Here is a 26,698-nt window from a genome sequence, read left to right as displayed (position 1 = left end):
GGAAGCAACGCGGCGGAGAACATGGTCCCGTACGCGTTGCGCGCAGGGCCCAGGCTGTCCGTCTCCACAAGTCACAACGAACGAATGGAGAAGCAAAGCATGAGCGGCAACACCCCCCTGATTCTTGCCATCGTCTGCGGCCTGGTGGCCGTAGGCTACGGTTTCTGGGCCCGAAGTTGGATTCTCGCCAAGGACCCGGGCAACGCCCGGATGCAGGAAATCGCCGCGGCCATCCAGGCCGGCGCCTCCGCCTACCTCGCCAAGCAATACACCACCATCGCGGTGGTCGGCGTGGTGCTCGCGGTACTCATCGCCCTCTTCCTCGACCTGACCACGGCCGTCGGCTTCGTGGTCGGCGCGGTGCTCTCGGGCGCCTGCGGCTTCATCGGCATGAACGTGTCGGTGCGCGCCAATGTGCGCACCGCGCAAGCCGCGACCAAGGGCATCGGCCCGGCGCTCGACGTGGCGTTTCGCGGCGGCGCCATCACCGGCATGCTGGTGGTGGGCCTGGGCCTCTTGGGCGTGACGGGCTTCTACTGGTTCCTGGCCGGCAGTGCGCCGAAGGCGGACCACAGCCTGGCGGCCCTGCTCAATCCGCTGATCGGCTTTGCCTTCGGCTCCTCGCTGATCTCGATCTTCGCGCGCCTGGGCGGCGGCATCTTCACCAAGGGCGCTGACGTCGGCGCCGACCTGGTGGGAAAGGTCGAGGCCGGCATTCCGGAAGACGACCCGCGCAACCCGGCCGTGATCGCCGACAACGTGGGCGACAACGTCGGCGACTGCGCCGGCATGGCGGCCGACCTGTTCGAGACCTACGCGGTGACGCTCATCGCCACCATGGTGCTGGGCGCGCTGATGGTCACGGCGGCGCCGCTGGACGCGGTGCTGTACCCGCTCGCGCTGGGCGGTGTGTCGATCATCGCGTCGATCATCGGCTGCTTCTTCGTGAAGGCTTCGCCGGGCATGGTCAACGTGATGCCGGCGCTCTACAAGGGCCTGGCGGTCGCGGGCATCCTGTCGCTGATCGCGTTCTGGTTCGTCACGAGCTGGATCATTCCGGACAACGCCATCGCCGCGAGCGGCAGCCAGCTGAAGCTGTTCGGCGCCTGCTTCGTGGGCCTGGCGCTCACGGCCGCGCTGGTGTGGGTCACCGAGTACTACACGGGCACGCAGTACAAGCCCGTGCAGCACATTGCACAGGCATCGACCACGGGCCACGGCACCAACATCATCGCGGGCCTGGGCGTGTCGATGCGTTCGACGGCCTGGCCGGTGATCTTCGTGTGCATCGCGATCCTGGCGTCGTATTCGCTGGCCGGCCTGTACGGCATTGCGGTGGCGGCCACGTCGATGCTGAGCATGGCCGGCATCGTGGTCGCGCTGGACGCCTACGGCCCCATCACCGACAACGCCGGCGGCATCGCCGAGATGAGCGACCTGCCCGCCAGCGTGCGCGCCGTGACCGACCCGCTCGACGCGGTCGGCAACACGACCAAGGCCGTGACCAAGGGCTACGCCATCGGTTCGGCCGGCCTCGCCTCGCTGGTGCTCTTTGCCGACTACACCCACAAGCTGGAGAGCTTCGGGCTGAACATCAGCTTCAACCTGAGCGACCCGATGGTGATCGTGGGCCTCTTCATCGGCGGGCTGATTCCCTACCTGTTCGGCGCGATGGCGATGGAGGCCGTGGGCCGCGCGGCCGGTGCCGTGGTGGAAGAAGTGCGCCGCCAGTTCCGCGAGATCCCCGGGATCATGGAAGGCACCGGCAAGCCCGAGTACGGCAAGGCCGTGGGCATGCTGACCGGCGCGGCCATCAAGGAAATGATGATCCCGTCGCTGCTGCCGGTGGTGGTGCCGATCCTGGTCGGCCTGGTGCTGGGACCGAAGGCGCTGGGCGGCCTGCTGATGGGCACCATCGTCACCGGCCTGTTCGTCGCCATTTCGATGTGCACGGGCGGCGGTGCATGGGACAACGCCAAGAAGTACATCGAAGACGGCCACCACGGCGGCAAGGGCTCCGAGGCACACAAGGCGGCCGTCACCGGCGACACCGTGGGCGACCCCTACAAGGACACGGCCGGCCCGGCGGTGAACCCGCTGATCAAGATCATCAACATCGTGGCACTGCTGATCGTGCCGCTGGTGGTCAAGTTCCACGCCGGCGATGCGGCGGCTGCCGTGCCGGCCAAGGTCGAGATGCCGCCCGCAGTCACGGCACCCGCTGCGACGGCACCGGCAGCCACACCGGCCGCCACCCTCGCCTCGGCGGCCGTGGTGGCCACCGAAGCCGCGGCGGTGAAGGTCGAGAACGGCATCGTGAAGTTCTACTTTGCGAGCGCCAGCGCCGAGGTCGCGCCCAACGCCAAGGAGGCACTGTCCGATGTCATCAAGGCCGTGCAGAGCGGCGGCACCGTGCTGGTGAGCGGCTACCACGACGCCAGCGGCGACCCGGCCAAGAACGCCGAGCTGGCCAAGCAGCGCGCCATGGCCGTGCGCGACGCCATCAAGGCGGCGGGCGCGCCCGAGGACAAGATCGAACTCGCCAAGCCCGAGCAGTCGCAAGCCGACGGCCCGGCCTCGGAAGCGCGCCGCGTCGAAGTGAAAGTGAAGTCCTGACATGCCGACCGCCGCCCGGCTCGAAGCCTTCATTGCCGCCGTCGAAGGCGGCGCGCATGCCCAGGTCATCGAAGATTTCTACACCGAAGACGCCACGATGCGCGAGAACCAGGCCGAGCCGCGGCGCGGGCGCAGCACGCTGGTCGCACAGGAAAGCGCCGTGCTCGCGCGCACCGAGTCGGTGGCGTCGACCTGCGTGCGGCCGGTGCTGGTGAACGGCGACCATGTCGCCATCCACTGGATCTTCGAGTTCGCCTTCAAGGGCGGCGGCCGCATGCGCATGGAAGAGATCGCCTGGCAGCGCTGGGACGGCGAACGCATCGCCGAAGAGCAGTTCTTCTACGACCCGGCGCAGCGCAAGCCGGGCTGAAGATGCGGCGCCCGGACCGCGCGATCCGGGCTGGTTCTATGCAACATTTTCGATGTAACATTGAAACTGTCATATGAACGCATCCACCGCCACTCCCGATTCCGACGCCGCCCAAGACCTCTCCGTCGAGGCCCTGGCGGCGCGCTCGGGCGTCACGGTGCGCAACATCCGCGCCTACACCACGAGCGGCCTGCTGCCGCCGCCCCGGCTGCAGGGCCGGCTCGGCCTGTACGGCCCCGACCACATTCAACGCCTGGCGCTGATCCGCGAACTGCGCGAACAGGGCTTCGGCATCGAGGCGATCCGCCGCATCTTCACGCGCGCGCCGGCCTCCACCTGGCCCGACCTGCTGGCCGTGGCGCGTTCGGTGTCGGGCAGCCTGTTCGCCGAAGAAACGCCCGTGGTGGTGTCGGCCCAGGCGTTGGCCACCAAGTGGCAAGGCCAGATGACGCCCGCCCTGCTCGGTCGCGCCACGCGCGCCGGCCTCATGCGTGAGTTGCCCGACGGCCAGGTGCAGGTGCTGAGCCCGGCGCTCGGCCAAGTCGCCGAACAGCTGGCCGCGCTCGGCCTGCCGCTCGAAGCGGTCATCGGCATGCAGGAAACCATGGTCCGCACGCTGCGCACCGTGGCGCGGCGCTGGCTGCGCACGCTGGCCGACAGCCTGCTCTCCGGCGACACCCTCGACGCCGGCCGCGCCGCGCAGCTGCTCGAGAAAGCACGGCCGCTGGCCACCGGGGCGGTGCAGGCCGCCTTTCCCGTGATCCTGCAGCAGGAACTCGACGCCCTGCTGCACAAGACCGCCTGATGCCGATGACACGCCCTCGCCTTGCTCTTCTTCCGTCCCTACTGCTGTTGTTGCCTGCCCTCATGGGCGGCGCGGCCTTCGCGCAGCAGCAGGCCCGCGGCGACACCAACGCCCTCGCGCTGAGCTTCGACGCCGCGCGCCTGCGCATGGTCGAACGCTCCGACAAGCTGGCCGCCGCGCGCATCGCCGTCGAAGCCAAGGAGCTGCAGAGCGAAGGCCTCAAGCGCCTGGGCGGGCCCGTGGTCAGCATCTCGGGGCTGGCCTATGCGTACAACGCGAACCTGAACCTCGACCTCGACCCGCTCAACCAGAGGCTCGGCCAGATCGGCTCGTCGCTGCCGCCGTCGATCCAGAGCTTCGTCTCGCGCGTGCCGATTCCGCAGCTCCCCAACAGCTACACGCTGAACCGCCACGACACGGGCGCCAACGCCTCGGTGTCGGCCGTGTGGCCGCTCTACCTGGGCGGCGCGACCGACGCGGTGCGCGGCTTTGTCTCCGCGCAGGCGCGCGAAGCCCAGGCCGACGCCGAACAGGCGGGCCACGAGGTCGACACGCTGCTGGTGCAGCGCTACTTCGGCGCCCAGCTCGCGCAACGCGCCGCCACGCTGCGCCTGCAGGCCGAGCGCACCATCGCCCAACACGACGCGGCCGCGCAGAAGATGCTCGCGGCCGGCGTGATCTCGCGCGTCGAGCGGCTGCAGGCCAGTGCCGCCTACGAAGAGGCGCGCCGCAACGCGCGCAAGGCCGAGAACGACGCCGCGCTCGCGGGCGTGGCCCTGGCGCGCACCGTGCGCGCCGAGGGCAGCGTCACGCCGCAGACGCCGCTGTTTCTCATCAGCGCGCCGATCGAACCGCTCGGCCACTTCATCGATGCGGCGCTCACGCGGCATCCGGGCCTGGGCAAGGTCGCGGCCAAGAAGGCGCAGGCCGAGCAGCTGCATGAAGGCGAAGAAGCTTTGCGTCGCCCGCAGGTCATCGCCTTCGGCACGCGCGAGATCAAGAGCGGCAACGCCGACTGGGTCGCCGGCCTCGGCGTGCGCTGGACGCTGTACGACTCGGTCGACCGCAACGCGCTCTCGGCCGCTTCGCACAAGCAGGTCGAACAGGCCGAACGCACCGACCTTCAGGTGCGCAGCGACATCTCGCTGCTGGTCGAGCGCAACTGGCGCGCGCTGGACAACGCGCGCCGCCAGTACCTCGAGATGAAAGTCTCGGTCGAGCTCGCACAAGAGGTGGTCAAGCTGCGCACCGCCGGGCTGCGCGAAGGCACCAGCACCACGCTCGATCTGATCGACGCAGAGACCAACCAGGCCAAGGTGCTGACCGAACGCGCGCAGGCCGCCAACGACTACGTGCAGGCGCTCGCGCAGCTGCTCGAGAGCGCGGGCCTGTCCGAGACTTTTTCCGACTACATCGCGCGCGCCGACGTGAAGGTGAACTGACCATGATGAGTGCCAAGACCCGCCGACTGATCGCCATCGCCGCCGCACTGCTCGTGCTGATGCTGCTCGCCTGGGGCTTCTGGCGCGCCGCGCAGCCGGCGCCCGAGGTGTTCCAGGGCCAGATGGAAGCGCGCGAGACCGACGTGGCCGGCAAGGTCACGGCACGCATTGCCGAGGTGGCGGTGAAGGAAGGCGAGCGCATCCAGGCCGGCGCCCTGCTGGTGCGCATGGACAGCCCCGAGGTGCGCGCCAAGCTGGCGCAGGCCACCGCCGCCGAGCAGGCCGCGCAGGCCGTGGCCGACAAGGCGCAGCACGGCGCCCGCCCGCAAGAAATCGAAATGGCGCGCATGCAATGGCAGCGCGCCGAGACCGCCGCACAGCTCGCGCAGACCTCGTTCCGCCGCGTCGACGGGCTGGCACGCGACGGTCTCGTGGCCGACCAGAAGCGCGACGAGGCCGAAGCCAACTGGAAGGCCTCGCGCGACGCCGCCGTGGCGGCCAAGGCGCAGTACGACATGGCACGCACCGGCGCACGCACCGAAGACAAGGCCGCCGCCAACGCCCAGGTGCGGCAGGTGGCCGGCGTGGTCGCCGAAGCCGAAGCCGCCAGGGCCGAGACCGAGCTGCGCAGCCCGGTCGCCGGCGAAGTGGCCAAGGTGCTCGCCAAGGTCGGCGAACTCTCGCCGCAGGGCGTGGCTGTGGTCACGGTGGTCGACCTGAACGACCAGTGGGTGGTGCTCAACGTGCGCGAAGACCGGCTGGCCCGCTTCGCGCTCGACAAGGAATTCGACGCCCGCCTGCCCGCCCTGCCCGAAGACCGGCGCATGGCCCGCTTCAAGGTGTACTACAGCGGCGTGCTGCCCGACTTCGCCACCTGGCGCGCCACGCGCGGCGGTGCCGGCTTCGACGTGCGCACCTTCGAGGTCCGCGCCCGGCCGCTCAAGCCCATCGAGGGCGCGCGCCCCGGCATGAGCGTGCTGGTCGACTGAAGCCGAACCCGCCATGAGCCTGCGCGGCTTTTCCACCGCCAGCGCCCGGCGCGAATTCGCGCTGCTGCGCACGCGCCCGTGGGACCTGGCCATGATCTCGTGGGTGCCGCTGCTCGCGGTGTTCCTGATCTGGTGGATCTTCTCGGCCGGCCTGCCCGAGCGCCTGCCGATCGGCGTGCTCGACCAGGACCACTCCGCGCTCTCGCGCCAACTGGTGCGCTTCCTGGACGCCACGCCGGGCCTGCGCGTCGCGCAGCAGTACGCCGACGAAGGCGAGATGCAGCGCGCGCTCACCAGCGGCGCGGTCGATGCGGCGGTGCAGGTGCCGCGCGACCTGAGCCGTGACGTCAAGCAGGGCCGCGTCGGACAGATCGTGTTGCTGCACAACGCGCAGCTGGGCACGCATTCGAGCCTGATCCAGCGCGACGTGCGCACCGCCGTCGCCACGGTGTCGGCCGGCGTCGAGCTCGCGGTGCGCAACAAGCGCGGCGAGTCGATGAAGGCCGCGCGCGTGAGCATGGACCCGGTCAAGGCCAGCATGGTGGCGCTGTTCAACACCTCCACCGACTACGAGCAGTTTCTCGGTGCCGCACTCATTCCGGCGCTGCTGCACATCCTCGCGATGACGGCCGGCGCCTGGGCCGTGGGCCGCGAGCTGCGCGACCGCAGCCTCGGCGGCTGGCTCGGCGCCGCGCCGCGCTGGCCCGAGGCGCTGGCCGCGCTGGCGGGCAAGCTGGCGCTGCCGTTCGCGAGCCTGTCGGCCGTGGGCATCGCCGCCATGCTGTGGATCACCGCGGGCCGCGGCTGGCACCCGGTCGGCTCGGTGGGGTGGACGCTGTTCGCGCTGGTGGTGTTCGTGGCGCTGTCGATCGCACTCGGCGCCTTCGTGTCGAGCCTCACGCGCTCGCTGCGCACGGCGCTGTCGGCCACCGGCTTCATCACCGCGCCGGCCTTCGCGTTCGGCGGCGTGGGCTTTCCGCTGGTCGCCATGCCGATGCTCGCGCAGCTGTGGGCCAGCCTGCTGCCCTACACGCATTACATCCGCGTGCAGATGGAGCAGCTGCAGATGGGCGCGCCCGTGGCGTACTCGGCCGCGACGCCGCTGTGGATGGTGGTGGGCACCGCGGTGCTGCTGGCCGTGTCGGCCACGCTGCTGATGCGTGCAGCCGCTGCACCGGACACGTGGGGAGGCCGCTGATGAGCGAACCCACCCAAGGCTTCACCGCCGCTTGGCGCGACACCGCGCTCGCCGTGCTGCGCGACAAAGGCGTGCTGCTGATCATGCTGCTCGCGCCCATCATCTACGGCTTCTTCTACCCCTGGCCCTACGGCACGCAGGCCGTCACGCGGGTGCCGGTGGCGGTGGTCGACCAGGACCACAGCGGGCTGTCGCGGCAGATCGCGCGCTTCGCGATGGCCAGCCCGCGGCTCGATGTGCGCATGGTCACGTCCGACGTGCACGAGGCGCAGCAGGCGCTGTGGCGCGGCGAGATCGAAGGCTATGCGCTGCTGCCGCAGGACCTCAAGCGCAACGTGCTGCGCGGCACCCCGGCGGTGGTGACCATCGAGGGCAACGGCGCCTATGCGCTGCTGAACAAGGCGGTGCTGTACGGCTTCTCGGAGGCGGTGGGCACGGTGTCGGCCGGCGTCGAGATTCGCAAGCTGCAGGCCGGCGGCCAAGGTGCCGTCCAGGCGGCGCGCAGCCGCAGCCCGCTCAACACGCAGCTCGTGCCGCTGTTCAACCCGAGCGAAGGCTATGGCAGCTACGTGGTGCCGGCGGTGGCGCTGCTGATCCTGCAGCAGACGCTGCTGATGGGCGCCGCGATGCTGGCCGGCACCTGGGCCGAGGCGCGCCGCCTGCGCGCGGGCATGGGCGCGTGGCTCGGGCGGCTGGGCGCGCTGTCGGGCTTCGGCGTGCTGAGCGGCGTGTTCTATTTCGGCTGGGTGTTCTTCCTGCAGGACTACCCGCGCGGCGGCAATCCGTTCGGCGCGCTGGTGCTGCTGCTGTTCTATGTGCCCGCGATCTGCGTGCTCGGGCTGTTGCTGGGCTGCTGGTTCCGCGACCGCGAGCGTGCGTTGCAGGTGCTGCTGTTCACTGCGCTGCCGATGGCGTTTCTCTCGGGCTTTTCGTGGCCTGTCGAGGCCCTGCCCGCGCCGCTGCAGGCACTGCGCTGGCTGTTCCCGAGCACGGCGGGCATCCAGGCCTCGCTGCGGCTCAACCAGATGGGGGCGCCGCTGCACGACGTGTTGCCGTACCTGGGAGCGCTGGTGGCGATGGTGGTGGCGGGACTGCTCGTGCTGTGGATCGCGGCCACGCCGCGCAAGGCCGAACGGGTCTAACGGGTCTAACGGGTCTAACGGCGACTGTCTGCCGCGACCGCGCGCACCAGCCGCGTGGCCGGCGCCACCAGCTCGCGCAGGTCGCCCACGCGGTCCTGCTCGATGGCCTGCAGCACGAGTTCATTGATGCCGCCCACCACCGTCATCGCCATCTGGCTGCTCATGTGCGCCGCGGGCGCCTCGCCTGACTCGCTGCTGTTGATCGCCACCTGGATGAAGTTGGCGATCTCGCCGTTCACGCGCCGCCGCGCCGCCAGGCCCGGCAGGCCCAGCCCGAGGATCTCGACGAACAGCGTGCGCAGCAACACCGGGTCTTGCGCGAGGTAGTCCATGTACGCGGTCATCGCCTGCTCCACCTGCGTGTGCCACGGCTGGGCGGGGTCGAAGGCTTCGCTCACGGCCTGCAGGCCGAGCCGGCTGGCCGTTTCGTACAGCGCGATCAGGCACTCGGTCTTGGTGCTGAAGTGCTCGTAGAACGTGCGCCGCGACACGGCCGCCTCACGCACGATGTCGGCGATGGTGGTGTCGGCGTAGCCCTTGGCCGCCACAGCATGCGCCATGCCCTGCAGCAGCCGCGTGTAGTGCTCGCTGGGCGCGCCTTCGGCGGCATCGGGCGTGACGGGTTTGTCGATGGTGGCAGTCATGTCGGATTCATTTTCCTACGCCTCGGTACTTGACAGTACCAGTTCGCAATTGCACCATGGCGGCACGCGGTACGGAGTTGTACCAACTTTTGCCCACGACCTCAGGAATTGCCTTCCCATGACCGAACTCGTTGTCCGCCGCCTGCTGATCGACCTGCAACCGCCCTTCTCGCGCGACTGGTGCGGCGGCGATGCCTTTTCGACAGCCTTCTTCAACGCCCTGTCGATGAGCTTCCCCTTCGGCGAGCAGTTCTTCATCGACGCCGTGCGCGACGCCATGGCCACGCTGCCGCCCGAGCTGCAGGAGCGCTACCGCGCCGACGTGCGCGGCTTCATCGGCCAGGAGGCGACGCACCGCCGCATCCATTCGCTGTTCAACGCGCACCTCGACCAGCAAGGCCTGGTCGACCGCTGGACCGGGCGTGCCAGCCAACGCATGGAACTGATGGACGGCGCCGATCCGCGCCACGCGCTGGCCGTGACGGCCGCCACCGAGCACTTCACGGCGATGTTCGCCGAGTGGCTGCTGGCCCGTCCCGAAATCCTGGACGGCGCCGAGCCCCGGCTGCGCACGATGTGGCTGTGGCACAGCGCGGAAGAGCTGGAGCACAAGAGCGTCGCCTTCGACATCTACAAGGCCGCGGGCGGCTCCGACGAATGGCGCACGCGCTGGTTCCGCCGCGTGACGGTGATGTTCCTCGGCGACCTGATGCGCCAGACGGTCGACAACCTGCGGCATGAAAAGCAATTGTGGAAGTGGGCCACCTGGAAGAGCGCCGCGCGCATCCTGCTGGGCCGCGGCGGCCTGCTGCGGGGCAATCTCGCGGGCTGGCGCCAGTACCTGCGCAGCGACTTCCACCCCGACCAGCAGGACAGCAGCCTCTCGGCGCGCTGGCTGGCCGACAACGGCGCGCAGTTCACGCCCGTGGGCGCTGCTGCGGCAGCGTCGGCCTGAGTTCGTCAGTCAATAGATGCTGGCGCGGTGCGGGTTCAGCGCCCCCGCCTGCGTCGGCTGCCCGTCGGCGCGCAGCGTGAGGTCGTGCAGCGTGTCGAAATCCGACGGGGCGTCGGGCACGCGCATCACGACTTCGAGTTCGTGCATGGACGCCACCCAGCGGCCGGCCGGTGATTCGGCCGGTTCGTCGTTGGCGAACACGCCGTCGCGGATGTAGAGCGTTTCGCCTTCGGGGCGTTCGCCGTGCAGCTCGATCAGGCGTGCGATCGAGAAGTTGTAGGTCACGAGCTTTTCGCGCGTGCGGCGGTCTTTGCCGCCGCAGTTGAACGAGCCCTCGGCCGCGATCACGATGCAGGAGCCGTCCACCCCGCCATCGATGGCGATCTCGTTGCCCGAGCGCCAGATGGCGTTGGGCAGGCGCACGCGGACCTTGTCGATCACGAGGTCGCGTTGCTTGTTGAGGGCACCCAGCGGCGGCACCAGCGAGCGCAACTGACGCAGGCGCTCCGCAAAGTTGTCGTCCATGAGGAATTCGACGTGGTGCGTCGCGCTGCCGGACGAGCGCTTGACGACCTGCATGACGACGTGGCGCGGCTTGTTCACAGCTCAGGCCCTCCACGCACAGAAAAATCCACGCCCGCTGCGGGGCACCGATCGCCTTCTTGCTGGATTTGAGTGGTCATCGGCTACAAATTAGAACTTTAGATTAAATGCAATTACTTGCATCATTTGTGTCCAACTGTATATCGATTGCAGCCAGGAGGGAAGGCAATCGACGATACGCCGATGAGGCCATGTCGCCAACGCGACGCGGCGTCGTGCTAGGGGTTCAGCTCGACGATGCTTCGGCCTCCAGGGCCTCGTCGAGCGCCTTGCACGAAGGTGCGCAGACGGTCTGCGACTTGCCCAGCACCTGGCGCGTGCGCAGCTGCGAACGCACGCGGTGCTTGCCGCACATGAAGCAGGACATCGTGGCCCCGCTGAACGACGCCGAGGCGCGGAACGGAGAGCCCGGCGCCTTCGATTTGTAGCGCAGCCCGTCCGCCACCACTGCCGTTTTCACTTCACCCTTGGCCATGCATCTTGTCCTTGTTCGATTCGTCACCGCGCATGGCGCGGGCAATGGCTTCCTTGGCTGCGCCTTCGGCGGCCAGGGAAACGTCCAGCGCCGAGCGGCAAAGGCCGGCGTGCTGGTAATTCATATTTTCGTAGACCTCGGAGGCGGCCGGGTAGGCATCGAGCAACTGGCCCAGTTCGGCACCGGGTTCGACGTCTTCGAACTCATGCACCAGATGCTCGACCACCGAGCGGTACTGCGCGGCGCCCACCGGCACGGCGCTGTGCTCAAGCCTCTCCAGCAGTTGAGCCAGCACGTGGGTCACTGCCAGATCGGTCTTGGGAGACGGATTTCGGGTCGTGTTCATGGTTTGCATGTGGGGACAGCATACCCCTATGCAAGGGGCGGGTCGCGCCGAAGTGGTTCTGGCGCCCCGCCCTCCTGCGCCGCGCGCATGCGCTGGAGCAGGCTGTGAAGCATTTCGGTCGACAAGCCGTGGATCACCAGCCGGTGCCCGGCCCGTAAAGTCGACAGCGGTACCAGCGGATGCTTGTTGTTGACCAGGATCAGGTGCTCCGGCGCGTTCAGGATCGTGGCCGCATAGATGCCGATGGTTTCGTCCAGTTGCAAGGAGTTGGCCGCGCGCCAGAAATCGTTGTCGGTCAGCATCAGCTGGTACAGCGGCGTGAACAGCTCGATGGCGCTTTGCAGGTCGAGAAAATTCAGCTTGCCCTGGGGCATGTCTTCCAGCCGCAACGCCGGCGACTGGATCATCGAGAAATCGACCTGCTCGGCCGTGCACAGCGCCACCCCCTTGTCGCGCAGCGCCGTGTTCAGCCGGATCACGAAGTTGAACAGGTTCAGGTCGTGCTTCAGGAACATCTCGTCCTTCAGCGCGTCGATGTCCGCCGGCTCCAGCGGCGACGTGCCCACGGGCGCGGGCGAGTTGCGCCCGATGAAGCTCAACACCTGCGAGCCCAGGTGAAAGTGCCGCAGGATCAGCCAGTTGGCCTCGGGCGACACGAAGCGCTTGAGCCCCCACGCCAGAAAGCGATGCAGCAGCATCGAGTGCGACCAGTTGCGCGGCACGAACACCTTCACGATCTGGATCAGGATGATCGTCAGCCGCGCAATCGGCCGCAGGAACGGCAGCAGGTACTGGCGCGAGGCCGAGCTCGAATCGGCCAGCCACGCGGACTTGACGTCGTCGGGCAGCGGCGTGCTCTGGTCGAGGTACAGCGCCAGCCACGGGCTGGGGTCGCGCTCGTCGTGCGCTTGCGTCAGGAATTCAGGCGTTCGGCTCATGAGGCATTCGTTCGGTGATGTGCTGGAACTGCATCAGGTACAGCGCCGCCGTGTGGCGCGCGGTGTCGGCAATCTGGCGGGCGGCGCGGGCTTGCCCTTCCACGGCCATCACCATCTCGACCGCGGCGAGCCAGCGGTTCAGGTGGTGCTCGTCGTTGTGGCCGTGGTACTCGAGAAAACGGAAGGCGTCGGGCGGCAGCTTCAGGCTGGCCTTGAGCAGCGGCAGCAGCGCCGGCACGATGCGCTGGCCCGTGCCTTCGATGATGTAGATCGCGCCCAGCAATCCGATCGGATCGCGCGTGGCGGCCAGCCCGTGCAAGTAGGCGTTGAGCGCCTCGCCGCCGGGGTTGCGGCGCAACTCGTCGATCGACTCGACGGTGCCGCCGGCCTTGCGGTAGTCGCTGAAGAGGATGTTGAAGTCGTTCTGCTCCTCGCCCGCGTGCACGTCGATCAGCGACGACAGCATGCGGTACGGCTCGCTCAGCGAAGCGGCGCCTTCGCGCATCCACAGGCTGCCTTCGCGCACCTGCGGCACCCACTGCTCCATCCAGTTCAGGTAGTCGGGCACGGCAAAGCGGCGCTCGCGGATCTGGCGGATCAGCGGCGTGCGCCACACGCGCGAGCGGTAGTCGTGCCAGATGGCAGCGAGTTCCGTCAGCAAGGCGCCCAGGCCCTCGGGTGCGGCGTCCGGGTCGTGCGGCGGCGCGATGACGAGGTCGTCGTCGGGCACCACAGCCGCGGCGCGGGGCGCGATCACGACAGGCGCCGCATCGACCGCCTCGACCTCGAGCAACATGTACGCCGCCATGAAACGCCCCGACTCCGGCACATAGCAGAAGATCTGCTCGCCCGGCTTCAGTGTCTTGGTGTGCAGGAACTCGGCCAGCATCACGAGGATCGACGCCGCGCCGGTGTTGCCGCGCCACGCGAGGTTGCTCCACCAGCGCTCGCGCGGAATCGCCAGGTCGGCCTTGGCCATCAGGTCTTCGACCACCGGGATGAATTTTTCCGACGAGTAGTGGCACAGGAAATGGTCGACCCGCTTCGGATCGACCCAGCCGTCGCGCACCAGCCCCGCGTACTCGTGGATGCCGATGTCGAACAGATGCGGCAGCAGGCGAATGTCCTGGCGCAGCGACAGCGCACCGGCCGCTTCCGCCTCGGCCCACGAGCCGAAATCGAGATGGCCGCGCGCGCGGTCTTCGGTGAGGCCCAGCTGCATGCACACCGGGTAGTCGCCCGAGAAAGCGCGCTGGTGCACCCACTTCAGCTTCAGGCGCAGCCCCGGCTTGCCGGCCAGCGCGGGCGTGCCGTCGGACAGCAGCAGCGCGCCTGCACCATCGGACAACATCCAGCGAAGGAAGTGCGAGTCGAAATCGGTCTCGTAGCCGCGCGCCGCGAAGCGCGAACGCTTGAACAGGCGCGACGGCATTTCGCTGGCCACGGCCAGCGCCGAGCGGTGCGCGCCCAGCTCGATGCCTTGCGCGGCCGTCTGGATCGCCGACACGCCGGCCGCGCAGATGCCGTGCACCGAATGCGTTTCCATCGGCTGCGCCGCCAGCTCGCCCTGGATCATGTTGGCGAAGCCGGGCATCAGGGTGTCGCCGCCCGACGAGCCGCTGGCCAGCAGCGACACGCGCGACAGCTCGGCGCCGCCGCGCTGCAGGCAGTCGCGGATCGCGCCGGCCGCCAGCTGCGCGTTGGTGTGGCGCGTCACGCCTTCTTCGTCGATCGCGTAGTGCCGCGTGAGGATGCCGTTCTCGGCCAGGATGCGGCGCTTGATGCGCTCCGACATGCGGTTGAGCGGCGCGATGTACGCGTCCATGCGGTCGTTGGGAACAGGCTCGCCGGGCATGAAGTAGCCGGCGCTTTCGAGGTACACGCGTTGGAATGAAACGGGCATGGGTTCAGGCAATAGGTGAATCGGGAGGCATCAGCGAGCGGCTGCGAAAACGCGGCCACACGGTCCCCAGCACAAAGACGCGCACCATGTACGGCACCAGCCCGCCCTCGTTGAGCGCGGGTGCCACCTGCGCGCGGTAACGCGTGTGGTGCAGGTGCGTGAGCTCGGACCAATGGGCATGCGGGTTCTCGTGGTGTGCGGTGTGCAGGCCGATGTTGAACAGCAAGGGGTTCACCAGCCCCTCGAAATTGCGGGCGTAGTTCAGCTGGCTACCGCGGGTATCACCGGGTGCCTCCTTACGCGGCGTCTTGCGGCCGTCGGCGTGCGCGTGCTGCAGGTAGTTGGTGGCCAGCAGCCAGTGCAGGCCGTGCAGCTGCGGCGCGATCACGAACAGCAATGCCTTGCGCCAGTCGATCGCCAGCAGCACGGTCCAGCTGACCAGCCACAGCGCGTACTGCGCCATGCAGTAGCGCCAGGCGCCGCGGTGATGTTGATGTAGCCGCGCGAGCCAGCCGACGAACACAGGCATCAGCACCCACACGGCCTGGAACGGGTGCAGCAGGTAGCCCCACAGGTGGTTGGTGTCGCCGCCAAAGCGGTAGGTGCGCGCCACGTCCTTCGGTCCGTGCCGGTGGCGGTGGTGGTTGGCCACATGCGCGGGCCAGAAGACGAAGGTCGGGTGGCCCTGCAGCAGCGTGATCCAGAAGTCGGTCAGCCGGTTCATGCGACGACCGCGCCACATGCGCAGGTGCACATGGTTGTGATGGATCACGCCGATGCCGAGCGTGAGGAACAGCATCAGCGCGTACAGCACCATCTGGAAGCCCAGCGCCCATTGCCACGCCGCCAGCGCAGGCAATGCGACGAGGTACGCAAGGCTTTGCCAGTCGCGCCAGTGCCGCAGCCTCGGCAACCGATGGCGCGCGTCAGGCAGTGGTGGCGCCATGCTTCTTTCGAAAAGCCTGGAACAGCGGCTCGGCCGCATCGGCCGCGATGCGCGTGCGGAACAGCCGGTCCATGAACGTGAACTGGAAGCCGTAGTTGCCGTTGTGCACGGCGTGGTGCAGGTGATGCCGACGGCTCGCGGCGAACCAGTGGCTGTATGACACGCCGGGCACGAAGTCGTAGTTCGAATGCCCGACGCAGTTGAAGAACAGGCTGAACACCGGCACCGACGCCAGCGACCAGAAGCTGAAATCGTGCAGCACCATCGGCAGCAGGATCACGTTGCCGAGCATCAGCGCCTCGATCGGGTGAAAGCTGTAGGTGGCCCATGGCGTGGTCACGAACGAGCGGTGGTGCGGGCCATGAAAGCGGCGCAGCCAGCGCGTGTGCAGCAGCCGGTGGTTGAGCCAGAAATGCACGTCGTTCCACACCGCAAGCACGAGGATCTCGATGCCGATGCGTTGCCAGCCCGCATCGGGCTCGAGCCGCGCCCAGCCCAGTTGCAGCAGCCCCCACGGGAATACCATGCCCAGCCCGAAGATCAGCACGGAGATGCCCGACTGCGTGAGTTCGCGCCGCAGCTGGCCGGGCTGCAACGGTCGCGGGTCGAGCACGCGCCCAATGCCCATCGTCGGCAGCACCCGCTTCGTGAGCAGCCAGGTGAGCGCGCCGAAACCCAGGTAGATGCCGCCGAAAAAAAGCAGGCCCCACAGCATGACCTGCGGGGCCGAAAGAGAAGTGAAGGTCTGCGCCATCCCCCGAGGCTACAACAGCATCTCGGGCACCAGCGGGGAGATCAGGGTGTTGTACAGGCGCTGGAAGAAACCCGACTCGGGTTCCGAGGTGAGGATCACCTCTTTCTCGCCGTCGTTCGTGAGCCATTCGAGCGTGCCGCCCTCCTTCGACAGCCGCAGCCGGTACGAGTTCTGCAACTTGCTCACGTGGATGATGCGCAGCATCTCGCGCGCGAGTTGCGGGCTGTCGACCACCACGCCCATCTCGGTGTTCTGGCTGGCCGAGCGCGGGTCGAGGTTCATCGAGCCGACGAAGATGCGCGTCTTGTCGATGGCGGCGGTCTTGGCGTGCAGCCGGCCCAGCGAGGTGCCGAAGCTGCCGAAACGCATGCTCGCGGTGGTGCGCTGCGGGCTCAGCTCGTACAGGTCGGCGCCGCCCTTCAACAGGCGCTCGCGGTAGCGCGCGTAGCCGGTGTGCACCAGCGGCTCGTCGTTGGCGGCGAGCGAATTGGTCAGCAGCGTGAGCTTGACCTTGCGCCGGGCCAGGTCCTCGAAGGCGGCCATGCCGCGCTCGCCGGGCACGAGGTAGGGCGAGGTCAGGTCGACCTCGGTCTTGGCGTCGAGCAGCAGCGCCCAGACCTTCATCGTCACGCTGGTGGCAATCGCGTCTTCGGCCGTCAGGGTCGTGGGCTTGGACGGCGGGTCGGCAATGGCGCGCGCCTCGCCCCACAACAGGCCCATGCGGCCGCCGTCGAGCTCTTCGGCGATGGGCCCGTAGCCGAGGATGTCCGAAGGCGGCAGCACGACCTTCGGCGGCGGCCCGGCCATGCCGACCTCGTCGTCGAAGGTGGCGGCGCCGGCCTCTTTGCGCACGATTTCGGCAATGGGCCAGATCTGGTCGCTGTTCCAGTAGGCGTCGAAGATGCTCTCGAGCTGCGACACGACTTTGCCGACCACCAGCGCATCCATGTCGATGAAGTTCTGCGCCTCGCTCAGCACGAAATACTCGTCGGCGATGTTGCGCCCGCCCACCACCGCCATCGCGCCGTCGGCAATGAAGAGCTTGTTGTGCATGCGGTGGTTGAGCCGATGGATGTCGAAGATCGACACCACGAAGCGCGAGAGAAAGCCGTTGCGCGCGCAGCAGAACGGGTTGAACAGGCGCACCGACACATTGGGCGTCTCGGACAGCGCCAGCAAGAGCTGCTGGCTCTTCACCGTGTACAGGTCGTCCACCAGCACCCGCACCTTCACGCCGCGCGCCGCCGCCTCGCGCAGCGTGCGCAGCAGCAGCCGGCCGACGGCGTCGTTCTCGAGCTGGTAGTACTGCACCACCAGCGAGTGCTCGGCGCGCTGCGCGAGCTGCAGGCGCGCGTCGAGCGAGTACACGCCCAGCGGCATGAGCCGGAAGCCCGAATGCTCGCCGGGCGGCGTGGAGGCCGTGACGATCTTGGCGAGCGCGGTGCCCGGGTCGGCCGTGGCCGCGTGCTCGGCCGGGCGTTCGCGCGCCGGCGGCAAGGAGCCGCAAGCCGCAAGCAATGCCAGCAGCACGCCGGCCAGCGCCGTGCGCAAGAAAGACCGGGCCCAAGCATTCATGATCGGATTCCTCTTGTCGTTGTGGTTGCCATTGCCCTGATGTACGCCGCCACGCCTGCTGCGGTTTCAACAAGGGCCCATTTCGCAAGGCACCGTCCTAGAATTCGGTTCACTTCGCTTCGGAGTTACATCATGGCCCGATCGCTCCTCTTGCGCACCGCTTTGTGGGCCGCCGCCCTCGCCGCCGGGGTACCCAGTGCCCACGCCGCACTCGATATCGGCGAGCCCGCGCCCAAGTTCACGGCCACGGCCGCGCTCGGCGGCAAGACCTTCCGCTACTCGCTGGCCGAGGCGCTGGCCAAGGGACCGGTGGTGCTGTATTTCTTTCCGGCGGCCGACTCCAACGACTGCTCCATCGAGGCCCACGCCTTCGCCGAAGCCATCGACAAATTCTCCGCGCTCGGGGCCACGGTGATCGGCGTTTCGGCGGACGACATCGACACGCTCTCCAAGTTCTCGGTCAAGTCCTGCCAGAGCCGCTTTCCGGTCGCGTCCGACCAGGGCAAGACCGTGATCCAGGGCTTCGACGCGCTGATGCAGACCCGGCCCGACTTCGCCAACCGCCTGTCGTACGTGATCGCGACCGACGGCAAGGTCGCCTACTACTACCAGAACCTCAACCCCGACAAGCACGTCGAACGCATGCTGAACGCCGTGCGCGCGCTGCCCAAAGCCACCGCGGCGAAGTAAGGCGGGCCAGCCGGGGCGCCACGCGCGCGGCGTGCTTCGCGCAAAATCTCGCCCCATGCAGCTCAACTACATCGCCAACGCGGACGTTCCTTCCGCCTCCGGCCGCACCCTCCCCGTCATCGACCCGTCGGACGGCCAGCCCTTCGACGAGATCCAGCGCAGCAACGCCGCCGACATCGACGCCGCCGTGCGCGCCGCGCGCGACTGCTTCGAGGGCGTGTGGCACAAGGTCAGCGCCGCCGACCGCGGCCGCCTGCTCTTCAAGCTCTCGCAGAAGATCGCCGAGCACGTCGACGAGCTCGCACTCATCGAGCAGCGCGACTGCGGCAAGCCCGTGAAACAGGCCCGCGCCGACGCGGTGGCACTGGTGCGCTACTTCGAGTTCTATGCCGGCGCCTGCGACAAGCTGCACGGCGAGACCATTCCTTATCAAGATGGCTACAGCGTCTTCACCTGGCGCGAGCCGCATGGCGTCACGGGCCACGTCATTCCGTGGAACTACCCGATGCAGATCTTCGGGCGCAGCGTGGGCGGCGCCCTGGCGGCCGGCAACGTGTGCGTGGTGAAACCGGCCGAAGACGCCTGCCTGTCGCTGATCCGCGTGGCGCAGCTGGCGGCCGAGGTCGGCTTTCCGGCCGGCGCGCTCAACATCGTGACGGGCTACGGCCATGAAGTCGGCGACGCGCTCGCACGCCACGAAGGCATCGACCACATCAGCTTCACCGGCAGCCCGAAGATCGGCACGCTGATCCAGCAGGTGGCGGCCGAACGGCATTGCCCGGTCACGCTCGAACTGGGTGGCAAGAGCCCGCAGATCATCTTTGCCGATGCCGACCTCGACGCGGCCATTCCCGTGATCATCAATGCCATCGTGCAGAACGCCGGCCAAACCTGCTCGGCGGGCTCGCGCGTGCTGATCCAGCGCGACATCTACGAGCCCCTGCTCGAGCGCCTGGGCCACGCCTTCGAAGCCCTGCGTGTCGGCCCCGCCGCCATGGACCTCGACGTCGGCCCCCTGATCCGCCAGACGCAGCAGCAGCGCGTGTGGGACTTCTTGAGCGACGCGCAACACGCCGGCATCCCGATGGTGGCGCAAGGCGTGGTGGTCGAAGAAGCGCCCGAGACCGGCTTCTACCAAGCCCCGACCTTGCTGCGCGACGTGCCCGTGGGCCATCGCCTCGCACAAGAAGAAGTGTTCGGCCCCGTGCTCGCCGCGATGCAATTCGCCGACGAAGACGAAGCCGTGGCACTCGCCAACGCCACCCAGTTCGGCCTCGTGGCCGGCGTCTGGACAGCGGACGGCGCGCGCCAGTTCCGCATGGCCAAGCGCGTGAAGAGCGGCCAGGTGTTCATCAACAACTACGGCGCGGGCGGCGGCGTCGAGCTGCCGTTCGGCGGCGTGAAGTCGTCGGGCTACGGGCGCGAGAAGGGCTTCGAGGCGCTGTACGGTTTCACGACCTTGAAGACGGTCGCCATCAAGCACGGCTGAAGCTGATGACGCCGCGTTTGGGCGTCAGCCCAGCGCGGTGTCCAGCAGCATCATCAGCACGAAGCCGATCATCAGCCCGCTGGTCGCATAGGTTTCGTGTCCCTTGCGGTGCGACTCGGGAATGATCTCGTGGCTGATCACGAACAGCATCGCACCCGCCGCAAAGCCCAGCCCCCAGGGCAGCAGCATCGCCGAATGGCCGACCACCGCCGCGCCGAGCACGGCACCGAGCGGCTCGACCAGGCCTGAGGCCATGCCGATCAGCACCGCGAACAACCGGCTGTAGCCCGCCGCCAGCAGCGCCACGGCCACCACCAGACCTTCGGGCACGTCCTGGATCGCGATGCCGGTGGCGAGCGCATCGGCGCGCACGCCGTTGTTGGCTGCGTAGCCGACGCCGATGGCCAGGCCCTCGGGCACGTTGTGCAGCGCGATCGCGAACACGAAGAGCCAGGTGCGGCGCAGCTGCCGCCCCGTCTGCCCTTCGCGGCCCTTGATGAAATGCTCGTGCGGCAGCACGCGGTCCATGGTCATGAGCACCAGGCCGCCGAGCAGAATGGCCGCGCCGATCACGCCGCCCGCTGCCCAGTCGCCCCCGCCGAAGACGCCCGTCGACTTGGCCGCGTCCAGCCCGGGAATGATCAGCGAGAAGGCGCAGGCCGCGAGCATCACGCCGGCGCCGAAACCGAACAACGTGTCCTGCAGCTTGTCGGGCAGCCGCTGCGAGAACAGCACCGGCAGCGTGCCCAGCGCGGTCGCCAGTGCTGCCACCGAACCGCCGCGCAGCGCGTTCCACACCATCGGGTCGGCGCGCACGAAAGACCAGAACTGCGACGCCAGCGCCAGCGCACCGGCCGCGACGATGGCAAAGCCGATCCATTCGCGCACCGTGCGCGTCGACCTGTGCGGCGGCTGTGTCGCCATCGTGCCCGGCGGCGAGTCGTTCATGGGCGGGCTCCTTGTCGAATCATCAGCCGCCGGTCGCGGCGGCAAGGCGGCGGGCCACTTCGGCCCAGTGCACCACGTTGTAGAAGGCCGCGATGTATTCGGGGCGGCGGTTCTGGTACTTCAGGTAGTAGGCGTGCTCCCACACGTCCAGGCCCAGGATCGGCGTCTTGCCGGAGCCGATGCCGCGCATCAGCGGGCTGTCCTGGTTGCCGCTGCTCTCCACGGCGAGCTTGCCGTCGGCGCCGACGACGAGCCAGGCCCAGCCGCTGCCGAAGCGCGTGAGCGCGGCCTTGGTGAAGGCGTCCTTGAAGGCGTCGAGGCCGCCCAGGTCGGTGTCGATCGCCTTCGAGAGCGCGCCCGACGGCGCCCCGCCGCCGCCCTCGCCCACTGGCGCCATCACCGTCCAGAACAGGCTGTGGTTGGCGTGACCACCGCCGTTGTTGCGCACCGGTGCGCGCAGCGCCTCGGGCAGTTGCTCGACACCGGCAATGAGGGCTTCGACCGGCGTGTCCGCAAGCGGCGTGTCTTTCAACGCCGCATTGAGGTTGTTCACGTAGGTTTGGTGGTGCTTGCCGTGGTGGATTTCCATCGTCTGCGCGTCGATGTGGGGTTCGAGCGCATCGAAGGCATAGGGCAAGGCTGGCAGGGTGTACGGCACGTTCGAAAGCTCCTTGGTTGAAGAGAGCCCTTTGCGTGGTGCTTGTGCTGCGTACTCAGGCGTTCAAATGATAGTAATTCTCATTGTCTGCGTCAAGATATCGGCAGCATAGATACCGCCAATCGGCCAGCTCATCCGCACCGTTCCGCCGATACACTGCCCCGCGACCGGCTCGAACGGACGGCGTCAAGACCATCCTGCCGGTTCCATCCTTCCATCACCGACGGAGACAACACGCATGACTTTCCTGAAGCGCCGCGCCCTGGTGCGCACGGCCCTGCTCGGTCTGAGCCTCGCCCTGCCGCTGCTCGCCACCGCCCAGTCGCTGCCCACCGCCCGGCCCGAATCCGTGGGCCTGTCGACCGAACGCCTGCAGAAGCTCACCGACGTGCTCAAGGCCGACGTGGCCGCCGGCAAGATTCCCGGCGCGGTGCTGCTGGTCGCGCGCCAGGGCAAGGTCGCGTGGTTCGAACCGGTCGGCAAGCTCGACCCCACCGCCGGCACGCCGATGCCGCGCGACGGCATCTTCCGCATCTACTCGATGAGCAAGCCCGTCACCACGGTCGCCGCGATGATGCTGGTCGAAGACGGCCGCATGAAGCTCGACGACCCCGTGGCGATGTACCTGCCCGAGTACGCCCGCATGACGGTGGGCGTCGAGAAGCCCGGCGCCGACGGCAAGCCGGTGCTCGAGACCGTGCCCGCGCGCCGCCCGATCACCGTACAGGACCTGATGCGCCACACCTCGGGCCTGACCTACGGCTTCTTCGGCCCGGGGCTGGTCAAGCAGGCCTACAACACCGCCGACCTCGCAGCCGGCGACCCGACCAGCGCCGAGTTCTCACAGCGCCTGGCCAAGCTGCCGCTGGCCTACCAGCCCGGCACGACCTGGGACTACAGCTACTCCACCGACATCCTGGGCCGCGTGGTCGAGGTGGTGTCGGGCCAGTCGCTGTACCAGTTCGAAAAGGCGCGCCTGTTCGACCCGCTGGGCATGAAGGACACGACGTACTACGTGCCCGAGCCCGCGCGCCAGCCGCGCATTGCCGAGCCGCTGCCGAACGACCGCAGCTTCGGCGTGGGCGCCGACCTGAACGACCCGCGCACCGTGCGCAAGTTCGAATCGGGCGGCGGCGGGCTGGTGTCGACTGCATCCGACTACGCGCGCTTCCTGCAGATGCTGCTCAACGGCGGCACGCTCGACGGCACGCGCTACCTCGGCCCGCGCACGCTGGCGCTGATGACCAGCGACCACTCGAATGCCGGCGCCGGCATTGCGCCGGGCCCGCTCTACCTGCCGGGCCCCGGTTACGGCTTCGGCCTGGGCTTCGCGGTACGCCGCAACGACGGCGAGGCGCCCTACCCGTCCGGCGGCGGCGAGTACAACTGGGGCGGCGCAGGCGGCACCTACATGTGGGTCGATCCGAAGAACGAGATGTTCGTCGTGCTGATGCTGCAGTCGCCCAAGCACCGCACCCACTACCGAAGCCTTGCGCGCAACATGGTCTATGCGGCGGTGCTGAAGTAGCCCGCCTGGCACGCAGCCGCGAGCCATGGCGCAAAATCGGCATCGCCCCATGAAGAACAGCAGCAGCACCGTCATTCCGATCGCCCCCGCGGGCCACGCCGTCGTGGCCGCGCCCGATGTCGCCGTGCCCGCCAACGGCCTGCTGGCCGACCGGCTCGGCCGTCCGCTGACCGACCTGCGCATCAGCGTGACCGACCGCTGCAACTTCCGTTGCAGCTACTGCATGCCGAAGGACGTGTTCGACAAGGACTACCAGTACCTGCCGCACAGCGCCCTGCTGAGCTTCGAGGAAATCACGCGCCTGGCGCGCCTCTTTGCCTCGCACGGCGTGCGCAAGATCCGCCTCACCGGCGGCGAGCCGCTGCTGCGCAAGCACATCGAAGGGCTCATCGGGCAACTGGCCGAGCTGCGCACCCCCGACGGCGACCCGCTCGAACTCACGCTGACCACCAACGGTTCGCTGCTCAAGCGCAAGGCCGCCGCGCTGAAAGCCGCCGGCCTGCAGCGCGTGACGGTGAGCCTGGACAGCCTCGACGACGCCGTGTTCCGCCACATGAACGACGTCGACTTCCCGGTGGCCGACGTGCTGGCCGGCATCGACGCAGCCATTGCGGCGGGCCTGGGCCCGATCAAGGTCAACATGGTGGTCAAGCGCGGCACCAACGAGCAAGAGATCTTGCCGATGGCGCGCTACTTCCGCGAACACCACGACGGCAAGGTCGTGCTGCGATTCATCGAATACATGGACGTGGGCGCCACCAACGGCTGGCGCATGGACGAGGTGCTGCCCTCGGCCGAGGTCATCGCGCGCATCGCGGCGGAGTTTCCGCTGGTACCGCTCGAAGCCACCACGCCCGGCGAAACGGCCCAGCGCTGGGCTTATGCCGACGGCGGCGGCGAAGTCGGCGTGATCAGCAGCGTGACCCAGGCCTTCTGCCACGACTGCAGCCGCGCGCGCCTGTCGACCGAGGGCAAGCTGTACCTGTGCCTGTTCGCGAACGCCGGCCACGACCTGCGGCCGCTGCTGCGCGGCCCCGCGAGCGATGAAGACATCACCTCCGCCATCGGCCACATCTGGCAAGGCCGCGCCGACCGTTATTCCGAGCTGCGCGCACTGCGCGGCCCCGACGACAGCGCCCCCGACGCGGCGGCGCCCCGCCGCGTCGAGATGAGCTACATCGGCGGATGAGGCCGCCAGCCATGGGTACCGCCCCGGCCATCGCACCGGCCGACATCACGGGCCTCGTGCTCGCCGGCGGACGCGGCACGCGCATGGGCGGGGTCGACAAGGGCCTGCAGCTGCTCCAGGGCGAGACGCTCGCCGCGCACGCGGTGCAACGGCTGCGCCCGCAGGTCGGCGGCGTGCTCATCAACGCCAACCGGAATTTCGCGGCCTACGAAGCGCTGGGCGTGCCGGTGTTCGCCGACAGCGTGCCCGACCACCCCGGGCCGCTGGCCGGCATGTTGAGCGGGCTCGAACACTGCCCCACGCCCTGGCTGCTCACCGTGCCCTGCGACACACCGCGCTTTCCGCCCGACCTGGCGGCGCGGCTGGCCGAGGCCCTCGCCGCGGACGGCCACCACGCGCGCATCGCCATGGCCAGCGCCCCCGAAACCGGCCCCGACGGCCGCACGGTGCTGCGCCCGCAGCCGGTGTTCTGCCTCGTGCACATCGAACTGCGCGACAGCCTGCGGCGCTTTGTCGAAGACGGCGGCCGCAAGGTCGGCGCCTGGACTGCGCAGCACGGCGCCGTGACCTTGCCCTTCGATCGCCCCGGCGACGCGCCCGACGCTTTTTTCAACGCGAACACGCTGGCCGACCTGCAGACGCTCGAACAGCCATGAGCCGCATCGCCGCCATTGCCGCCGATCTCGCGGACTGCGACGCGGGCGACCTCGACGTCGACACCGTCACCACCTTTCTTTCGCGCCTCGTCACGCCGCTGGCCGTGGCCGAATCCGAAGACCTCGCGCTGCGCGACGCGCTCGGCCGCGTGCTGGCCGACGACCTCATCTCGCCCGTGAGCGTGCCGCCGCACGACAACTCCGCGATGGACGGCTACGCCTTCGACGGCGCGCTGCTGCCGGCCAACGCGCCCATCGACCATTCGCTCACGCTGCGCGTGGCGGGCACGGCGCTGGCCGGGTCGGCCTGGCGCGGCACGCTGGGACCACGCGACGCGGTGCGCATCATGACCGGCGCGATGATGCCGGCCGGCCTCGACACCGTGATCCCGCAGGAGTTCTGCAAGATCGACGGCGACCAGGTCTGCTTTCCGGCCCGCGTGCTGGGTCGCGGCGACAACCGCCGCCTCGCCGGCGAAGACCTGATGCAGGGCCAGCCGGCGCTGCGGCGCGGCGAGCGCCTGTCACCGGCCGCACTCGGCATGGTCGCCAGCCTCGGCCTGGCGCGCGTGACCGTGCGGCGCCGGCTGCGCGTCGCGTACTTCTCGACCGGCGACGAAATCCTCTGCCTGGGCGACACGCCGCGCGAAGGCGCCGTGTACGACAGCAACCGCTACACGCTGTTCGGCCTGCTCACGCGGCTGGGCTGCGAGGTGGTCGACCTCGGACTGGTGCACGACGACCCCGCCACGCTCGCGGCCACGCTGCAGCGGGCGGCGCGCGAGGCCGACGCCATCGTCACCAGCGGCGGCGTGAGCGCGGGCGCGGCCGACCACACGCGCGACGTGATGCAGCAGCTGGGCGACATGGCCTTCTGGCGGGTCGCGATGCGGCCCGGACGGCCGCTCGCGGTGGGGCTGATCCCACGCGACGCCGCGGCCACGCCCGTCGTGCTGTTCGGCCTGCCGGGCAATCCGGTGGCGGCGATGGTCGCCTTCCTGGCCTTCGTGCGGCCGGCGCTGCTGCGGCTCATGGGCTGCCACGACGCAGCCGCCGCCCCGCCGCCGCTGCTGCGCGCGCGCAGCGCCGGGCCCATCCGCAAGAAGCCGGGCCGCACCGAGTACCAGCGCGGTTTCGTCCGGCAGGTGCCGGGCACGCTGCCCGAGGTGCAGGTGGCGGCGCACCAGGGGTCGGGCGTTCTGAGTTCGATGGTCGAGGCCAACGGGCTCGTGGTGCTGCACCACGACCTGGGCCATGTCGACGCCGGCCAGGAAGTCGACGTGATGATCTTCGAAGGGCTGATCTAGCCGGGAAGACCGGCGGTCAGATCCGTCAGATCCGACCCAATGCCTTGTCCACGCCCTTGTTGGCCAGCATGTCGGCCCGCTCGTTGCCCGGGTCGCCCGAGTGGCCCTTCACCCAGCGCCATTCGATCTGGTGACCGCCTTCGGCCACCAGCTTGTCGAGCTTCTGCCACAGCTCGACGTTCTTCACGGGCTGCTTGCTGGCGGTCATCCAGCCCTTGGCTTTCCAGCCGCGAATCCACTCGGTGATGCCCTTGCGCACGTACTGGCTGTCGAGGTACAGCAGCACCTTGCAGGGCCGCTTGAGCGCGGCCAGGCCTTCGATCACGGCCGTGAGTTCCATGCGGTTGTTGGTGGTGTTGAGTTCACCGCCGAACAGTTCCTTCTCGGTGGGCCCCGACTTGAGCCACGCACCCCAGCCGCCCGGTCCCGGGTTGCCCTTGCACGCGCCATCGGTGTAGATCACGACTTCGTTCAAACTGACTGTTCCTTGTTTCTGTGGCGTCATGCGGGCGATGCCGCCCGCTTCTGTGTT

Annotated in this window: 26 protein-coding genes; 14 read left to right on the top strand and 12 right to left on the bottom strand. The window is 68.7% G+C overall.

What is annotated here, in order from left to right; all coding sequences use genetic code 11:
• Positions 1–99: 99 nt before the first annotated feature.
• The 7 genes from GFK26_RS22825 to GFK26_RS22795 all read left to right on the top strand — a co-directional run bounded on the left by GFK26_RS22825 (position 100) and on the right by GFK26_RS22795 (position 8,562).
• Positions 100–2,616, top strand: a complete 2,517-nt coding sequence (locus GFK26_RS22825) for a sodium-translocating pyrophosphatase (RefSeq protein WP_153283988.1) — start codon at positions 100–102, stop codon at positions 2,614–2,616.
• A gap of 1 nt (position 2,617) precedes the next feature.
• The gene (locus tag GFK26_RS22820) at positions 2,618–2,986 is read left to right on the top strand and encodes a nuclear transport factor 2 family protein (RefSeq protein WP_099789874.1); all 369 of its coding nucleotides are present in this window, start codon (positions 2,618–2,620) and stop codon (positions 2,984–2,986) included.
• A 73-nt stretch (positions 2,987–3,059) separates the two neighbouring features.
• Positions 3,060–3,791, top strand: a complete 732-nt coding sequence (locus GFK26_RS22815) for a MerR family transcriptional regulator (RefSeq protein ID WP_153283987.1) — start codon at positions 3,060–3,062, stop codon at positions 3,789–3,791.
• Positions 3,792–3,796: 5 nt separating this feature from the next.
• Complete coding sequence (locus GFK26_RS22810) at positions 3,797–5,233, top strand: TolC family protein (RefSeq protein ID WP_228121750.1); 1,437 nt, start codon at positions 3,797–3,799, stop codon at positions 5,231–5,233.
• A 2-nt stretch (positions 5,234–5,235) separates the two neighbouring features.
• On the top strand, positions 5,236–6,222 hold the full coding sequence (locus GFK26_RS22805; RefSeq protein WP_153283986.1) for an HlyD family secretion protein: 987 nt from the start codon (positions 5,236–5,238) through the stop codon (positions 6,220–6,222).
• Positions 6,223–6,235: 13 nt separating this feature from the next.
• The gene (locus tag GFK26_RS22800; RefSeq protein ID WP_153283985.1) at positions 6,236–7,420 is read left to right on the top strand and encodes an ABC transporter permease; all 1,185 of its coding nucleotides are present in this window, start codon (positions 6,236–6,238) and stop codon (positions 7,418–7,420) included.
• Positions 7,420–8,562 (top strand): ABC transporter permease, encoded by a 1,143-nt coding sequence (locus tag GFK26_RS22795; protein ID WP_153283984.1) that lies wholly within the window; start codon positions 7,420–7,422, stop codon positions 8,560–8,562. Before GFK26_RS22800 ends, GFK26_RS22795 begins: the two co-directional genes overlap by 1 nt.
• A gap of 14 nt (positions 8,563–8,576) precedes the next feature.
• Here the strand turns inward: GFK26_RS22795 and GFK26_RS22790 are convergent, their stop codons facing one another.
• Positions 8,577–9,206 (bottom strand): TetR/AcrR family transcriptional regulator, encoded by a 630-nt coding sequence (locus GFK26_RS22790; RefSeq protein WP_153283983.1) that lies wholly within the window; start codon positions 9,204–9,206, stop codon positions 8,577–8,579.
• Between the two features lie 118 nt (positions 9,207–9,324).
• On the opposite strand from GFK26_RS22790, the gene GFK26_RS22785 reads away from it, so the two are divergent.
• Complete coding sequence (locus GFK26_RS22785) at positions 9,325–10,161, top strand: metal-dependent hydrolase (protein ID WP_153283982.1); 837 nt, start codon at positions 9,325–9,327, stop codon at positions 10,159–10,161.
• Positions 10,162–10,170: 9 nt separating this feature from the next.
• Here the strand turns inward: GFK26_RS22785 and GFK26_RS22780 are convergent, their stop codons facing one another.
• The 8 genes from GFK26_RS22780 to GFK26_RS22745 form a co-directional block, all read right to left on the bottom strand.
• Positions 10,171–10,764, bottom strand: coding sequence for a hypothetical protein (locus tag GFK26_RS22780; protein ID WP_153283981.1), 594 nt, complete (start codon positions 10,762–10,764; stop codon positions 10,171–10,173).
• A 226-nt stretch (positions 10,765–10,990) separates the two neighbouring features.
• A complete protein-coding gene (locus GFK26_RS22775; RefSeq protein WP_056580179.1) occupies positions 10,991–11,239 on the bottom strand; it encodes a hypothetical protein in 249 nt (82 codons plus the stop codon).
• Positions 11,226–11,594, bottom strand: coding sequence for a hypothetical protein (locus GFK26_RS22770; protein ID WP_101491867.1), 369 nt, complete (start codon positions 11,592–11,594; stop codon positions 11,226–11,228). The genes GFK26_RS22775 and GFK26_RS22770 overlap by 14 nt, the downstream gene beginning before the upstream one ends.
• Positions 11,595–11,611: 17 nt before the next feature.
• Complete coding sequence (locus GFK26_RS22765; protein WP_153283980.1) at positions 11,612–12,523, bottom strand: DUF6999 family protein; 912 nt, start codon at positions 12,521–12,523, stop codon at positions 11,612–11,614.
• Entirely contained in the window at positions 12,507–14,426 is a 1,920-nt protein-coding gene (locus tag GFK26_RS22760) for an iron-containing redox enzyme family protein (RefSeq protein ID WP_153283979.1), read from the bottom strand. Before GFK26_RS22760 ends, GFK26_RS22765 begins: the two co-directional genes overlap by 17 nt.
• A 4-nt stretch (positions 14,427–14,430) precedes the next feature.
• Positions 14,431–15,372, bottom strand: a complete 942-nt coding sequence (locus tag GFK26_RS22755; protein WP_153283978.1) for a fatty acid desaturase family protein — start codon at positions 15,370–15,372, stop codon at positions 14,431–14,433.
• Complete coding sequence (locus GFK26_RS22750; protein ID WP_153283977.1) at positions 15,353–16,126, bottom strand: sterol desaturase family protein; 774 nt, start codon at positions 16,124–16,126, stop codon at positions 15,353–15,355. Before GFK26_RS22750 ends, GFK26_RS22755 begins: the two co-directional genes overlap by 20 nt.
• Positions 16,127–16,135: 9 nt before the next feature.
• The gene (locus tag GFK26_RS22745) at positions 16,136–17,701 is read right to left on the bottom strand and encodes a phospholipase D family protein (RefSeq protein WP_153283976.1); all 1,566 of its coding nucleotides are present in this window, start codon (positions 17,699–17,701) and stop codon (positions 16,136–16,138) included.
• A gap of 132 nt (positions 17,702–17,833) precedes the next feature.
• On the opposite strand from GFK26_RS22745, the gene GFK26_RS22740 reads away from it, so the two are divergent.
• Positions 17,834–18,391 carry a peroxiredoxin gene (locus GFK26_RS22740; RefSeq protein WP_153283975.1) on the top strand — a complete coding sequence of 186 codons (558 nt, stop codon included), beginning with the start codon at positions 17,834–17,836 and terminating at the stop codon, positions 18,389–18,391.
• 55 nt (positions 18,392–18,446) lie between these two features.
• A complete protein-coding gene (locus GFK26_RS22735; protein WP_153283974.1) occupies positions 18,447–19,880 on the top strand; it encodes an aldehyde dehydrogenase family protein in 1,434 nt (477 codons plus the stop codon).
• 24 nt (positions 19,881–19,904) lie between these two features.
• Here GFK26_RS22735 and GFK26_RS22730 read toward each other — a convergent pair whose 3' ends face one another.
• Both GFK26_RS22730 and GFK26_RS22725 read right to left on the bottom strand, forming a co-directional pair.
• Positions 19,905–20,804, bottom strand: coding sequence for a ZIP family metal transporter (locus GFK26_RS22730; protein WP_153286073.1), 900 nt, complete (start codon positions 20,802–20,804; stop codon positions 19,905–19,907).
• Positions 20,805–20,850: 46 nt separating this feature from the next.
• A complete protein-coding gene (locus GFK26_RS22725) occupies positions 20,851–21,486 on the bottom strand; it encodes a superoxide dismutase (RefSeq protein WP_153283973.1) in 636 nt (211 codons plus the stop codon).
• A 238-nt stretch (positions 21,487–21,724) separates the two neighbouring features.
• Between GFK26_RS22725 and GFK26_RS22720 the strand changes: the two genes are divergently transcribed.
• Genes GFK26_RS22720 through glp form a run of 4 tightly spaced genes read left to right on the top strand, consistent with a single transcriptional unit; the run spans position 21,725 to position 26,166 of the window.
• Positions 21,725–23,014, top strand: coding sequence for a serine hydrolase domain-containing protein (locus GFK26_RS22720; protein ID WP_153283972.1), 1,290 nt, complete (start codon positions 21,725–21,727; stop codon positions 23,012–23,014).
• Positions 23,015–23,063: 49 nt separating this feature from the next.
• On the top strand, positions 23,064–24,203 hold the full coding sequence (moaA, locus tag GFK26_RS22715; protein ID WP_153283971.1) for a GTP 3',8-cyclase MoaA: 1,140 nt from the start codon (positions 23,064–23,066) through the stop codon (positions 24,201–24,203).
• Positions 24,204–24,214: 11 nt separating this feature from the next.
• Positions 24,215–24,859 (top strand): molybdenum cofactor guanylyltransferase MobA, encoded by a 645-nt coding sequence (gene mobA / locus GFK26_RS22710; RefSeq protein ID WP_153283970.1) that lies wholly within the window; start codon positions 24,215–24,217, stop codon positions 24,857–24,859.
• Positions 24,856–26,166, top strand: a complete 1,311-nt coding sequence (gene glp / locus GFK26_RS22705) for a gephyrin-like molybdotransferase Glp (RefSeq protein ID WP_153283969.1) — start codon at positions 24,856–24,858, stop codon at positions 26,164–26,166. Before mobA ends, glp begins: the two co-directional genes overlap by 4 nt.
• A gap of 25 nt (positions 26,167–26,191) precedes the next feature.
• On the opposite strand, the gene rnhA is transcribed toward glp, so the two are convergent.
• Positions 26,192–26,641, bottom strand: a complete 450-nt coding sequence (gene rnhA, locus GFK26_RS22700; protein ID WP_101491881.1) for a ribonuclease HI — start codon at positions 26,639–26,641, stop codon at positions 26,192–26,194.
• Positions 26,642–26,698: the final 57 nt, after the last annotated feature.

Source organism: Variovorax paradoxus (assembly GCF_009498455.1).
GTDB classification, from domain to species: domain Bacteria; phylum Pseudomonadota; class Gammaproteobacteria; order Burkholderiales; family Burkholderiaceae_C; genus Variovorax; species Variovorax paradoxus_H.
This window is presented reverse-complemented; position numbering and strand designations above follow the sequence as displayed.